Origin of the sequence: Chloroflexus aurantiacus J-10-fl (assembly GCF_000018865.1) — a bacterium.
Classification (GTDB): Bacteria; Chloroflexota; Chloroflexia; order Chloroflexales; family Chloroflexaceae; genus Chloroflexus; species Chloroflexus aurantiacus.
The window spans coordinates 4,515,410-4,528,865 of record NC_010175.1; the positions used below are offsets into that span (position 1 = coordinate 4,515,410).

Annotated in this window: 11 protein-coding genes; 7 read left to right on the forward strand and 4 right to left on the reverse strand. The window is 54.3% G+C overall.

Annotated features, from left to right (window positions below):
* Positions 1 to 440: 440 nt before the first annotated feature.
* On the forward strand, positions 441 to 1,466 hold the full coding sequence (locus CAUR_RS17690) for a helix-turn-helix transcriptional regulator (protein ID WP_012259212.1): 1,026 nt from the start codon (positions 441 to 443) through the stop codon (positions 1,464 to 1,466).
* 22 nt (positions 1,467 to 1,488) lie between these two features.
* Here the strand turns inward: CAUR_RS17690 and CAUR_RS17695 are convergent, their stop codons facing one another.
* From CAUR_RS17695 to CAUR_RS17710, 4 genes are all read right to left on the reverse strand, one after another.
* The gene (locus CAUR_RS17695) at positions 1,489 to 2,355 is read right to left on the reverse strand and encodes a serine/threonine protein kinase (RefSeq protein WP_012259213.1); all 867 of its coding nucleotides are present in this window, start codon (positions 2,353 to 2,355) and stop codon (positions 1,489 to 1,491) included.
* A complete protein-coding gene (locus CAUR_RS17700; protein WP_012259214.1) occupies positions 2,355 to 2,798 on the reverse strand; it encodes a PH domain-containing protein in 444 nt (147 codons plus the stop codon). Before CAUR_RS17700 ends, CAUR_RS17695 begins: the two co-directional genes overlap by 1 nt.
* 652 nt (positions 2,799 to 3,450) lie before the next feature.
* On the reverse strand, positions 3,451 to 4,116 hold the full coding sequence (locus CAUR_RS17705) for a response regulator transcription factor (RefSeq protein ID WP_012259215.1): 666 nt from the start codon (positions 4,114 to 4,116) through the stop codon (positions 3,451 to 3,453).
* A gap of 8 nt (positions 4,117 to 4,124) precedes the next feature.
* A complete protein-coding gene (locus tag CAUR_RS17710; protein WP_012259216.1) occupies positions 4,125 to 7,796 on the reverse strand; it encodes a GAF domain-containing protein in 3,672 nt (1,223 codons plus the stop codon).
* A 207-nt stretch (positions 7,797 to 8,003) separates the two neighbouring features.
* Here CAUR_RS17710 and cas6 point away from each other — a divergent pair, with 207 nt between their 5' ends.
* The 6 genes from cas6 to CAUR_RS21650 all read left to right on the forward strand — a co-directional run bounded on the left by cas6 (position 8,004) and on the right by CAUR_RS21650 (position 13,303).
* Entirely contained in the window at positions 8,004 to 8,990 is a 987-nt protein-coding gene (gene cas6 / locus CAUR_RS17715) for a CRISPR system precrRNA processing endoribonuclease RAMP protein Cas6 (protein ID WP_012259217.1), read from the forward strand.
* Positions 8,991 to 9,001: 11 nt separating this feature from the next.
* Positions 9,002 to 10,357, forward strand: a complete 1,356-nt coding sequence (locus CAUR_RS17720) for a TIGR02710 family CRISPR-associated CARF protein (protein WP_012259218.1) — start codon at positions 9,002 to 9,004, stop codon at positions 10,355 to 10,357.
* Between the two features lie 33 nt (positions 10,358 to 10,390).
* Complete coding sequence (locus CAUR_RS17725; RefSeq protein ID WP_012259219.1) at positions 10,391 to 11,407, forward strand: helix-turn-helix transcriptional regulator; 1,017 nt, start codon at positions 10,391 to 10,393, stop codon at positions 11,405 to 11,407.
* Positions 11,404 to 12,129 carry a hypothetical protein gene (locus tag CAUR_RS17730; protein WP_012259220.1) on the forward strand — a complete coding sequence of 242 codons (726 nt, stop codon included), beginning with the start codon at positions 11,404 to 11,406 and terminating at the stop codon, positions 12,127 to 12,129. The genes CAUR_RS17725 and CAUR_RS17730 overlap by 4 nt, the downstream gene beginning before the upstream one ends.
* 536 nt (positions 12,130 to 12,665) lie before the next feature.
* Entirely contained in the window at positions 12,666 to 12,854 is a 189-nt protein-coding gene (locus CAUR_RS21645) for a hypothetical protein (RefSeq protein WP_242604963.1), read from the forward strand.
* A gap of 53 nt (positions 12,855 to 12,907) precedes the next feature.
* On the forward strand, positions 12,908 to 13,303 hold the full coding sequence (locus tag CAUR_RS21650; RefSeq protein ID WP_273068553.1) for a ribonuclease HI family protein: 396 nt from the start codon (positions 12,908 to 12,910) through the stop codon (positions 13,301 to 13,303).
* Positions 13,304 to 13,456: the final 153 nt, after the last annotated feature.

The following is a 13,456-nucleotide window of genomic DNA, read 5'->3' on the forward strand; positions in this document are numbered from 1 at the left end:
CGTAGACGTTTGGTTGCACCAGGTTCGTGCCTGCACACCATCGGCCACGGCCAGCCCCTGCCGGCGGTAGAGATGATGCCTCTACGCGGGCTGGAAGCCCACGCCACGGGGAGCACTTGCATCCCGACATAACGCAGCGTGACATGTGGGTAATGTATAGTCCAGCAGGGTCGGTGGGGTGGGGGTGGGTTGCCCTTATTAACCTCACCTAGCCCCCGCTTCTCTTCCACCAGGAAAGGAGCGGGAAATCCCAGGTTCAGGGAAAGGGAGAGGGGAATAATCATATTCCCCGAATTCAACACTCTCTACCAATGACGGGCGGGTGGCTACGATCAGCCGTAGCTATAGCGAACGGTATTTCCGTGTCGATGCACAATCTGGCAACTCCAGGTATATAATACGCCCAAGGAACCGCTGCCCTGTTTTAACGAGGTGTCACTGTGACGACTCAACGTCCGCGTCGTGGTCGTGGCCGCAAGCGCAGTTCAGCGCTGACCGTCCAGCGTCGGTTGTGGCTGATCAGCCGTCTTGGGCGGGGAGCGGCCCTTCCTGAAGAGTTGATTGCCGATGCGCGTCGCGTCTTTGGTGAGTCGGTCTACCCATCGAATGCCTTAACTGCGCTTCGTCGCGATTTCCACGCTATTCGTAATGAGTTTCGTTGTACGCTCAAGCGCCAGCTTGATGGCCGGTATGCCCTGACCGATTTTGGCCGTCTGACGTTACTGCATCTGCCGGATGAGGAGATGGAAGCCCTGGCTTTTCTCGTCTCGTTCTTTAGCGAGGGAAGCTGGCCGAACCGGTTGCAGATACGTTCACTCTTAGAGCATATTATTGCCCTGCTACCTGATAAACAACGGCAAACGATCCAGCAACCGATCACGTTTCGGGTTGAATTGCCCCAGAGTAGTACAACCGTTGATCAGAAATTGCTGATGCGCCTGCAACGGAATCTGCGTCGCCACGCTGTGCAGTTTCAGTACCGCTCGAACTACAGCGATGAGCCTGAGTCGCACCGGGTTGCCCCGATACGGCTGTTTGTTCGCGATGGGCATACGTATCTTGAAGCCTATTGCTACAATTCGTCCCAGCAGGTAACGATTGGGCAATACATAACCTATCGCGTTGATCGGATCATTCCCGGCACACTCCAGGTTGAACGACGGGCCTTACCACCAGAGCTGCCACCACGCCGGATGTGGTCAATTCGCTACCGCCTTTCACCGCAGGTTGCACGTAATCGGGATATTTCGCTGTGGTTTTCGCAAAGCACGGTGACATATCTTGAAGATGGCAGCGCAGAGGTGTCGGCTCAGACCGGCGATCTCTGGCAGGCTGAACAGATCCTCCTGCGCTATCGCGATCATTGTCAGGTGCTCGAACCGCCAGAGTTGATCGAGCAGATGCGGCAAACTATCGAGCGCATGCGGCTGTTATACGCGCAGGATCAGCCGGTGCACAAGGGATGAGACAGACATCACGTGCCGTTCACTAACGCCAGAAAAAGGCCAGGTAGAAGAGCGCAATGATAATCATACTTGCCACCACGAGCACGGTCAGATACCGTCTGGGCAACGGTTTTGGCAATGAGATGGACGACAGGTCGGCCAGCTCGGCTTGAAGTGCAGCCAGATCTACTCGCCGTTGGGAGAGTATCGGTTGACACATCTGTGTGATCAGGTGCCGTGCAGTTGATGGCAGATTTTTCACGTCGAGCAGATCGTGGAGAATCTGGCCGAGGGCAAAGAGATCGCTGCGCTCGTCAATGGGATAGCCGGCCAGTTGTTCAGGTGGCGTGTAGCCGGGTCGGCCAATACCGGCAAGATCGGCGACAGTCTGGTAACGATACCGGCTCTGGCCGAAATCGATTAACGACACCTCACCCTGTGAGTGAACGATAATATTCTGCGGATGCAGATCGCCGTGAATGATCCCGTTTGCGTGCAGAATGCGCACGTTCTGACAGAGATTCTGGGCGATGCGCACGGCATCATGCGGACGACCGGCGGCAAGAATTTGGGCCAGCGTTTCACCAGCAATGTAGCTCATCACGAAATAGTATTTTGGTGGTATGTCTTTGATTTTGCCCATCGTGATGAACTGCGGAAAACGCGGGTTTTTTCCATTGTCTGAGGACAACGCCGAGATTGCCAGTGTCATCATGATCTCGTGGTAGAACATGCGGGCCGCGGCACGCGGTGACAGGCTACGGGCAGTAGGTGCCAACCACTTAATGACGACAGGTTTGCCACTTTCGTGGTCGAATGCCAGATCGACGATACTATGTGCGGTACGGGCTAGTTGGCGCGTGATCTCGAAGCGATGACCGATCCATCGTTCCACAGCCCGATAGTTCATCACGATTCCTCCAGGGTTCTGAGTAACTGCCGGTACGAGGTCAAACCGGGGAAGGTGAAGATTTTATCGCCGACCGTGATGGTCAGGGTGCCGCAATCAAGCAGCCACTCAAACGGACTCTGATGCGAACTCCATTGGCTGATATAGATCCGCTCGATGGCCTGGCGCCGGTTGAATGGAAATCCCTCGCTAATGATCAGCCGATCATGGGTGATTGAGAGCGTGAACTGAGCCTCTCGTAACGCAAGCAAGACTGCGATAACGAAGACAAAGATGCTACCTGAAGCAAAGATGATGGTCAGAAACGGCCCCAGCTTCGCTGTCTTGAATACCAATGCGAGCATGCCACCAGAGAGTGCGGCGTATGCGAGGCACCTGGAGGATTGTCGTAGTGGATGCCGACGGAACGTGGTCGGGGGATACGGATGGAGAATTCTCGCCATAGGTCTCCTCCTTTACCAGTTGGTAGTAGCCGGTTAACTATGCCAGGCTGGTGCTGCCGTGCAGGTATCCGTCAGGCATCTATGATGTTAAAAACTGGTTGCAGTTCACCTCCTTTTTTTATTACCTTCTATACTCAATTGATGATCATTTGGTTACTAGTATTCTACGTATACCTGAGAGTTATGTCATCAATCGGAAGACTCATGATCGGTTGATATTTGATCATCAAACGGATCATTCATTCATCATGAAGAGATGCTATTACGCGAGAAATTTTGCACAAACAGAGGTAAAATCTTCAGAGTTGTCTGCCCATGCCTCGGTCAGACGATAGGTTGTGGCAGGATTGACATCAAACCTGAAGAAATTCAATGTATGGCACGCGATTCAAGGGGCGGGTTGGGAACCCGCCCCTACGGGTGCGACACAACGGGCGGGTTGTGACCCCGGGGCGGGTTGGGAACCCGCCCCTACGGGTGCGACACAACGGGCGAGTTGGGAACCCGGGGCGGGTTGTGACCCCGCCCCTACAGGCGTGACAAAACAGGCGTCCTTCAAGATAATGCCAATGTTCCTACCAGTTCGGGGCAAAGAAAAAGCGGCGCATCCGCTGCGCCGCGAGGAATCTGACGATGTGGCAACCCGTGATGGTTATGACTCATTGCTATCGAAACTACTATCCTTCTGCAAGAGACCGAGGTCATACCCTCTGGCAACGGCGTGTGCTCGACTGCGAACGCGCAGTTTCTCGAAGATTGCCTGCACGTCACGCTTGATGACGCCAATGCCCCAGGCCAGCCGGGTGCTAATCTCCTGATCGGTTAATCCTTTTGCCATCAATTCCAGAATCTGCTGTTCACGCACAGACAATTGCTCGAACGCATCACGCCGAATCTGAGGCGAACGTACCGTCTCAATCGCATGGTGTAAGAGTTGTTCAAGCTGATCGAAATCGTTAAGCTGCTCCTTCATCACTGCCACATCCGCTCCATGCCGACGGGCCTGCTCAACCAATTCGGCGTGAGCAGTCATCGCCAGTACTGCAACCTCCGGCGCTTGCTGCTTGATGCGCCGGATCGCTTCCAGGCCACGTTCGTAATGCTGGCGCATACTTAAGCCACCGGTACGTTCCTCTTTCCAGTGCAGATCGATCATGATCACATCCGGGCGTAATGAGATGGCTTTCGTTACTGCCTCGGTAGAGGTAAACGCCTCCCCGATCAAGTCAATCGTCGGCAATTCGGCGAGCATCTCCTTCAGACCTTTGACGAAAGGCAAGATGTCGTCGGCAATCAAGACGCGGATGGTTGCTCCCATAACAACTCCTACTTCAGCACACCTTCCACAACAATCATAACCCCTCCATCTGGACGATTACCAATGTTGACAGTAGCGCCAATGCGCTTTGCCCGTTCTTTTATGCTGTAAATGCCATAGGCCTGCTCGGCGTTGTGAATATCGCGATCAGCAGGCAAGCCGCGACCATTGTCGGCGATACACAGAGTGAAGGTCGCTTCATGCACGTGCAGATCGATCCAGACCTTGCCATCTGTTCGCTCTTGCAAACCGGCATGCTTGGCGATATTGGCCAGCGCTTCCCGACAAATACGGAACAGGATTGTTGCGATTTCAGGGGGTAGATTGACGGGATCGGGCAGATTAAGCCTGATCTCTACGTGATGACCGATCCGTTCCTGTACGAAGTCAATATGTTCGGTGAGAATTTCGCGAAACGGACGTTCAAGATTTACTGTACCGCGCAGATCATCCTGGATATGATGCAATTCCTGGTAGAGGTAGCGAGCGGCACGGTTGATCTGTTGCAATGCGGGACTGACCTGATCAGAGTCGCACCCTTGTTCCAGTTGTTTTATGAGCCTGTTATTGCGGAAAATAACAGCCCCCTGCAAAAAATTGACCATATCGTGAACATCTATCCCTAACTGATCGCGGACACTCTGGCGCAGATTGACACTCTCCAGGCTATGCACGATCTGGCGTCGGAAGAGATCGAACAGGTCTTTCGTGGTATCGGGGAAACCGTTTTCGTGTTCATACGCATAATTTTCCAACACTACCACGCCAATCGGCTGATGGTTACGGCAGAGCGGTGCAGCCAGTAGCGAACGACTCCGCCCACTCGGCAGGTGATCAAACGTATCATCGGTCAAGCCGTAGTGCTCGTAATAGACGGTGAGTTGCTCGCCGCTGAGGTGAACCATCTCCGGTTCATGCATGATTTGTCTTGCCAGATTGACATATTCGGGTGAAAGCTCCTGGCGCAACGATGAGACGATAGTGGGTTGCTCATTGGCCGGGAAGAGCAAGATCGCACAGTGCTCGCATTCAAACATCTGGAAGCCCAGCCGGGCATACGTATCAAGCAGCGCTGACTGATTGTTGATACCGACCAGGCTGGTGCTCTGCTTGAGCAGGTGGCTTAAGTTGACCCGTTGTTTCTCTTGGGCCTCGATGAGGCGGGCATTTTCAATTGCTGATGCCGCAGCGCTCGCCACCAGAATACCGATGATGCTATCGCCGAACCGGTAAAAATTCACCGTCCGGCTATCCAATGCGATCATGCCAATCGATTGACCGTGAGCGATGAGTGGAATGTACAGGATGCTCCGAATATGCTCGCTTTGATAGCGATCAGCCTCTTCGTAGAAGTGCGGATAGTCCTGGCGGACATCAGCCACACACAATGGGTCGTTCCACGTCATAACATAATGATTGGGTAGCCGCTGATCGTTGATATCGAACGAAATAAGTTGCAGCGCATCCGGGTCGGCGAACCCATCATGCTTCTCTATTCTCAGATAGTCACCATAACGGATTTGAATTGAGGCACTGTCATATCCGATCAGATCGCGCAAAGCATCGAGTGTATTTTGATACACCCCTTCGACACCATGGCTAATGTTTTCACCGATCCGCTGAATATGGTGACGTAAGCGTTCTTCTTGCTCTTTGCGCCAGAACGCCTCGGCTGCCAGCGCGGCGTGGGTAGCGAATGCCGAGAAACGCTCTTGATCGGCAGGTGTAAACTGGCGTGGCGACGGGTAGTCAAGCGCGAGGATGCCGGCAATTCCCAGATGACCGATCAGCGGTGCAACCATCATGGCCCCGATGGGGGCCGTACCTGGGATAAAATCAGCGTCCTGCCCGGTATCCGGCACAAACTGAATCCGGCCTTCGCGCAGCGCACGGGCATTGATGCCAACAATTGGGCTGGGCGGCGTCCCGTAATCAAAACCGCGTCGATGACGCGCATACACATACTCTAATGTCTGCTGAGAGCGGTTCAGCCGCCGAATTTCACATTTACTGGCTTCAGGAAAAGCGGCCATTGCCTCTTCGACAATCGTCTCGAAGACATTCCGCTTTTCGGCACTGGCGGCATAGATGCGATAAAAGCGGCGCGTCTCGGCCAGTTGTTGTTCCTGCTTGCGCGATAGTTCGCGGTATTCGAGCGCCCGTCCCAGACGTTCGGCAATGATGTTCAGATCAAATTCATGGGCGCGGTTAAAACCGTGGGGATGGAGATCGAGTGTCTGCCTGTCAAGATAATTGACCAGCCGAATGACGCCCAGAATGCGGTGGCGCCCGTTGATCGGAACCGCCAGCAGATGACGCACCTTGCCGCTCGGTAATGCCTGCTGGTACCGCGATACGTTGGCGTGCAGGACTTTGGGGTGTTCATCGAGATTGTTAACCCGTATGGTACATCCAAAGCGCGAATTGGGATGCCTCAGCAGGGTGAGACCGGTTACACCCTGCCCTGGTTCATAGGTCTCGCTAAACGGGAGGGGAGGCCCGCTGGTAAGGTCACGTTCCAACCGTCCATCACGCAACCAGAAGAGCGCCACAGACTCGGCGCAAAACTGCTCACGGATCGAATCCAGGAACTGTTTGAGGGCATCGTTAAAACCACCATCATCACGCTCCACAATCCGATCCAGGAGCTGTTCGTATAGCTCAAGCTGAACAGCCCGGGGACGGTCGAGAAACATCAGCACGTAATTGTCTTCGGCTAGATGGTGTACAGTAATCTCAAAGTCGTGTTTGCGCCCACTGCTATCAATCATTGTGTGGCGGAAGGTGCTGTTGGCTGCGCCGGCTGGTGCCAGACAGGCTGTGCAATTTTCTCCCACACAGCCGAGATACTGATAACAGGTTTTGTCGTTCTGCCATTCACCAAAGTATCGGCGCAGCCCGGCATTGACAAACTGAATCCGTCGTTTGCGGTCGATAATGCAGATACCTGACTGGTAGTGATCAAGAATCTGCGCAACCTCCGAACGCGGATCGATCAATGCATCGGGATTCAGGTTGGTACGACGGGTGACGAAGATGATAGCAATACCCAGCGAATTAATAGTGAGTGGGATAAAGGGACCGAAGGGGGATGGGTAGACAAACAGGCCGGTGATTGCTGAACTACCCAGGGTGAGCAGGATAGAAGCAGTTCTGTAAGGGTTTTGCAAAAAGCGTACTGCGCTTAAAATCGGTATCAGGTACAATGTCCAGAAAATACCATCTGCTGAACCAAGATAATAGATCGCCATGCTTAGTAAAAGTGTTTCGATAATATTTTGCAGCAATTTAACTTGTGGACGTTTCCATGTCTCTGGCTTCCAGAAGCCACCAATAGCTGTTCCTATCTGGAACGTGTACATGAACAGTACAAAAAGAGTGCCATAGAAACGCTGATTGGTATTTAAATTATCAAAGCGGAGGAATGTCCAGATAGTAAACAGGAACAATCCACCAAAGCGCAGTAACCATATCCAGATGAGTGCGCCTCGCTCCTGGCCGATCCAGGCCCGAAATTTCCGTATAGCGAGCTTATGGTCGCTGAAGAACAGTTTGATGATTGCCAGGAGTTCGGCCACAGACGCTGCTCGTTGTTCTCGACCGATCCAGGCCCGAAATTTCCGCACAGCGAGCTTGCGGTCGCTGAAGAACAGCTTGATGATTGCCAGGAGTTCGGTCACAGACGTTGCTCCTTTCGCAAACCAACGATGGGTATACTGTATTGTATCGTTGATGAGCGGTACTGCGAAGAGCTGAAGGGATCTTTTATTGCCCCATTATGTGATCCATTTGATACAATACCTGGCGACACCACCTGATATTTGCTGCCACTTGCCTTCAGGGGCAGTCTGTTTCCCGTTGTTTTCACCCAAAGTCAGGACACATTCATGAAAGATCAGTTCTGTCTGCCGGCGTTGAGTGTTTTACGACTCAGAATTTCGTTGCGTCTGGCGAGTGCAGCACGCCTTCCCGCCTTCAAAGGGGCACTCTTCCGCGGTGCTCTGGGGTATGCGTTGCAGCGGATCGGATGCCCCCCGGTATGTTGGGGACACGGTAGCACCTGTCCGGCGGCAATTCCGTTGTGTGCGTACCGTGAATTGTTTGAAGTCGCATTGCCGTCTGACAAGGCCGTACTACACGATTTGCGCGATGCCCCCCGTCCCTTCGTTATCGAGCTACCGCTCGATCAGCGACGGCAGTATGCAGCCGGTGATGTCCTGGAAGCGAATATCCTGCTGTTTGGGCAGGGGATCAACCTGCTGGCACACGTGATCCTGGCCTTCGCCGATGTCGCCCGCACCGGCCTGGGCCGTTATCAGGTGCAGGCACGTCTCGAACAGGTGGAAGCCCTGGCCTATGGACAACCGTTCGGGGTGCCGATCTATCGTGATGGCGAGCGTCTGTTTTCGGCGCATGCATTGCCGATCTTTAATCTGGCCGAGTTACGTCTCCGTGCTACCAGACAATCACCACGGGTCCGTTTAGTCTTACGCACGCCATTGCGGATTAAGACGCGCGGTAGCTTGATGGAGCGGTTTGAGATGCCGGCACTGGTTCAGGCAATTGCCTGGCGTCTGCATGCGCTGAACTACTGTTACGGGAGTGAACCCTGGAACGTTGATTACCGACCGGTGATCGATGAAGCCCGCCAGATCACGATTGCCCACGATACAACGCATTGGGTTGATTGGGAACGTTCGAGTACTCGCCCCGGTAAGCGCCAGTCAATGATACTCGGTGGACTCATCGGATCGGTCACCTTGCATGATGTACCGCCGGCAGTTCAGAGTCTGTTGCTGGCGGCGAGTGTGGTTCACGTGGGTAAGGCATGCGTGTTTGGTCACGGTCAACTGGAACTAGATCATGCCCTTTGAGGAGTGTCACCATGGATTTCAGCGAGCAATTAGAACGCTTCATCGCACGGGTTGACAAGCGGCGCACGCCGGCCTTGATCATTCCCGGTAGCCGGCAGGCCGATACCGCCGCATTGTTGATTGCCGCCCTGCGACCGGAACGAGTCGCATTCTTGCTGACGCCGGAAACAACCAACTTTCCCGCCCAGATGGCAGAAAGGCTTGGACGCCAGCCCGACGCTGGATGGCTTTGTAAAACGGCTCGCTATACCGACATTAATCAAGTATACCGCGAATTGCGGGCCGTGATTGAAGCGTGGTCTGATCTGGAGCGTGAGCAGATTCTGGTTGATCTGACCGGCGGCACCAAACCGATGACGGTAGGGCTGGCGAAGGCAGCTTACGTCCTGGGGTTGGGTACGGTCTACATTGAGAGTGATTACGCACAGAATCGCGTCATCCCCGGCACACAGCGACTGATCGAACCATCTGACCCCTACGAGGTCTTTGGTGATCTGGAAGCCGGGGAAGCCAGGCGTTTCTTCAACGCCCACGACTACGTCAGTGCTGAACGAATCTACGCCGATCTGGCCCGACGGGTGCCGGCAGAAGATGGCACCTTCTATGCGTGCATGGCGCAACTGGCACGCGCGTATACACAGTGGGAGTCGTTTGACATAACGACCGCGGTGAAGACAATGGCCGATCTGCTGGCGCATCCGCTGCCGGCCAGGCTGGCACTGTATCAATCCACCTTGCACGATCACTATCAGGCCCTGATCAGCCTGGATGCCACGATCAAGGCAATGAGCAATCAGCAGCAGGCACTGACAACCTTAGCCAATCGGCAAGCGATCCTGCCCCTGCTCGGTTCGCTCTACGCCAATGCTCTACGTCGCGAAACTCAGCGCCGCTACGACACCGCAGCGCTGTTGCGCTACCGCTGTCTGGAATTGATGAGCCAGCACCGGCTGGCAACCCGTGGGGTGTGGGTAGAAAAACCCGACCTCGATCAGCTCAAAGCACAAATCCCAGACCTCGATAGAAGCTATCGTGCAGTTGAACGGACACTCGGCTTTCGCGAACGAGGACTCCAACCGAACCGCGACGGTCAATACAGCTCAATCACCCTGCTCAATGGCTATATGTTATTAACGGCTCTCAGTGATCCCCTGATCCAGACCATCACGCTCACCGACATCCGGCAACGGGTGAATGTACGGAATAAGAGTATTCTGGCCCACGGCTTCCGGCAGATTACCGAAGCCGAATACCGTGAATTTGCCAGGGTGGTGGAACAGCTTCTGGATCAATTCTTCACCATCGCCCAGGAGCAGCGGTCGTCCTGGGAAGAGCGGTACCGGTTTATCGAGCTGCCCGCAACATAGCTGGATAGGGCAACCACTCGTTAAGGGGGGAGTATGGCAACAGAGGAGAATCGGCGACGGCGTGGTGGCGGTACACGACGTAGTTCGCTGCTGACCTTTTACCGTCGACTCTGGCTGGTGCGTCGTTTGGTACGAGGGGCGGCTACAGCGCGTGAACTAATTGCCGATGCCCGCCGTGCGTTTGATGATGAGATCTACCCATCTAACGCCACGGCTGCACTACACCACGATTTTGACGCCCTCCGTGAGCTGTTTTACTGCACGATCAAACGCACCCACCACGGCAGGTATGCGTTGGTCGATTATGGACATCTTGCCCTCTTCGATTTGAGTGATGAGGAATTGGCTACGTTCAGCTTTCTGGTAGCACTTTTTTCCGACAACATAACCCCCAATGCGCATGACGTTCAGCACCTGCTACAACGGATCATTGCGCTCTTACCGTCCGAGCGGCGGGCAGTGTTGGAGCGCACTACGGCACACCTTCAGATCGAGACACCTGCCACAACCACGTCACCCGATGGAGAATTGCTGAAACGATTGCAAACCACGCTTGGCCGGCATTATATCCGCTTCCGCTACCGTTCTACCCATAGCCCGGCACAGATCGAAGAAGATCATCGGGTAGCCCCCTATCGTTTACTGGTACGCGATGGCCATACATATCTCGAAGCCTTCTGCCTGGCTGCACCGCACAGCGCGATCATTAACCATTACGTTACCTATCGTGTTGATCGGATCGTGGCAGGATCGCTGTTGGTAGAACCGAAGCGATTGCCACCAATTGCACCGCCACGTAAGACCTGGCAGATCCGCTATCGCCTGGCTGCTCACGTCGCCCGGCAGCGCGATATAGCCCTTTGGTTCACCAACAGTTCCGTCACATTTCTCCCCGATGGGAGTGCCGAGATCACTGCGCAAACAACCGATCTCTGGCAGGCACGTCAGGTGTTACTTCGCTATCGTGAACATTGCCAGGTGATCGAACCGGCAGAACTGGTGGACATGATTCGCACCAGTCTCCAAAAGATGCAGGAGTACTATCAATGAACAGGCGAAGCTGGTCTGAAATATTCGAGACTATAAACAATCCCGGCGTACCGGTGCTCTTTCTACTTGGGACGATGATTTTTGCCGTGCTCGGCAATGCATTCTACGATTTGCTCGTCACCACGATCCAGGGTCAAACCGGCAGTACCGGCGATGTTGTCTACGTGATCATTACCGTTTTTGCGTTCTTAGCGTTGCTGGGGATTGTCATCATCCTTTGGGTCTGGTACAACCTGCGTCGCCGCCGCAGAACCCGGTTGAGCGATACGGTCAAGCTGACGCAGACCTATCCGGTTTTGGTGCTCTTTGTAAGTGCTAATCCGCGCGGGAGCGAATGGACAGCCATTCAACACCACTTTCGCGATAGCAAACTCCAACAACTATGGCTGATTGCCAGTGCCGAAGCCGAGAAAAAAGCACAACAGCTTCGCGAACAGGTGCAGCAGCGGTATAACCAAGCAGTACGCATTTCAATTCTCTCGATTGCCAGTGCACACGATATTCCCCAGGCGTACCGGGTTGTCACACAAATCTTCGAGCTGATTGTCGATCAGATCGATCAGGCAATTGTTGACATTACAAGTGGTACCAAGCAGATGAGTGCCGGTGCAGTGCTGGCCTGTCGTGAATATGGGGTGCCAATGCAATACGTTTTGGGTGATTTAAAGGGTGGCAAAGTTGATGAAGGGAGTGAAGGTGAATTGATGAAAGTACTGCTGTAATGGTGGTGGGTGGCGGGTACGGCTATCGGCACCACCGGCCGGTGTCGAAGCTATTTCACCCACCTACGCAGCAATCACGCCGCTGAATGGGATGCCTTCCACGTGCCGTACTGCACGTAGTGCGTTGGTTGGAGCGCGGAAACGTTGCTTTCGCATCGCCTGTGCTCCATACCAGGATCGGGGCACACCGATCAACCGGCAGCTCACGGTCATGATGTGCGATCAAGGTACGACTATCTGGCTTTGCAACAATGACTTCTCGTTATTGTTGAGACAGGTTCTGACGATCTGAACATCCTGGTGTTTTGGCGCAGAGGACAGCGTGATGACGACATCTGTGCCGGCCAGGGTTGAATCTCGGTCTGGAGACCCGGGTGACTACGTCATCCGGGTTCTGCTTTTAACATCCTCGCCGTTATTCCGGTACTTCGCGCATTTGTGAAAACCTCTTCTGGCATGCTAAGGTTACAGCGTCAATGTTCCAGCACATCAAGCCACACGCCGGCGGCCAACAGTTTTCTCAGAAGGAGGGGGGTATGGTATGGTGTCTCGTTTCGTTCGCTACCTTGTGCAGTGGATTGGCCGTGTTAGCCTTAACCGTCAAACCAGAACGGATTCGGCTGCCCCGGCTCACACTCCGTCGTCTCCTGCGCGGTTGTCTGGCTACCACCTTTCTCGCCGCAGCGGCCATTTTCGCGCTCTTGAGCTACCTGCTGATCACGTAACCGGGTGGCTCGTTGTCCAGATCGATGGCACGCTGGGCTTTCCCGCACGTGGTATGGCCGGTTTGGGGATTGTGGTGCGAAATGAGCACGGTGACGTGATACGTTTGTACGATGAATGTGCACCTGCTCATACCAGTAATGAAGCTGAGTATTGGGCGTTCATCGTCGCGTTACGGCTGGTGCAACGCGACTTTCCAAATCGGCGTGTACGCTGTCTGACCGATAGTCGGCTCGTGGTCGATCAGCTTAGCGGTGCTGCCGCGGTGCGGCGTGAACCTTTGCGCACTCTTTATTACACTGCCCGCACCCTGGTCGCCCAATTTCCACCACAATCGCTTGAACTGGTAGCTATTCCCCGTGAGCTTAATCGGTTGGCCGATGCGCTTGCGTGGGATGCGTTAGAAGGACGGCGAGCCATCCTTGATCGGTTGACAGGATTGGCTGAATAAGGCTCTGCTGAGGTGAAGCGCGCCAGGATGGTCATCTGCCGGCACGCCGGCGCAGCAGGCGTGCCGGCTACCATCCAGAGTCGTGTCCCGGAGTGTACGAGAGGGTGATAGCAACAGGCATGCTGCTACTAGCCACGAAAACGACCGTAGCTC

What these genes read in the sequence shown, in the direction of transcription:
- CAUR_RS17695 (WP_012259213.1), bottom strand. Translation starts at nt 2,355, where the DNA reads ATGAACTATCGGGCTGTGGAACGATGGATCGGTCATCGCTTCGAGATC.
- CAUR_RS17700 (WP_012259214.1), bottom strand. Translation starts at nt 2,798, where the DNA reads ATGGCGAGAATTCTCCATCCGTATCCCCCGACCACGTTCCGTCGGCAT.
- CAUR_RS17705 (WP_012259215.1), bottom strand. Translation starts at nt 4,116, where the DNA reads ATGGGAGCAACCATCCGCGTCTTGATTGCCGACGACATCTTGCCTTTC.
- cas6 (WP_012259217.1), top strand. Translation starts at nt 8,004, where the DNA reads ATGAAAGATCAGTTCTGTCTGCCGGCGTTGAGTGTTTTACGACTCAGA.
- CAUR_RS17720 (WP_012259218.1), top strand. Translation starts at nt 9,002, where the DNA reads ATGGATTTCAGCGAGCAATTAGAACGCTTCATCGCACGGGTTGACAAG.
- CAUR_RS17725 (WP_012259219.1), top strand. Translation starts at nt 10,391, where the DNA reads ATGGCAACAGAGGAGAATCGGCGACGGCGTGGTGGCGGTACACGACGT.
- CAUR_RS17730 (WP_012259220.1), top strand. Translation starts at nt 11,404, where the DNA reads ATGAACAGGCGAAGCTGGTCTGAAATATTCGAGACTATAAACAATCCC.
- CAUR_RS21645 (WP_242604963.1), top strand. Translation starts at nt 12,666, where the DNA reads ATGGTATGGTGTCTCGTTTCGTTCGCTACCTTGTGCAGTGGATTGGCC.
- CAUR_RS21650 (WP_273068553.1), top strand. Translation starts at nt 12,908, where the DNA reads ATGGCCGGTTTGGGGATTGTGGTGCGAAATGAGCACGGTGACGTGATA.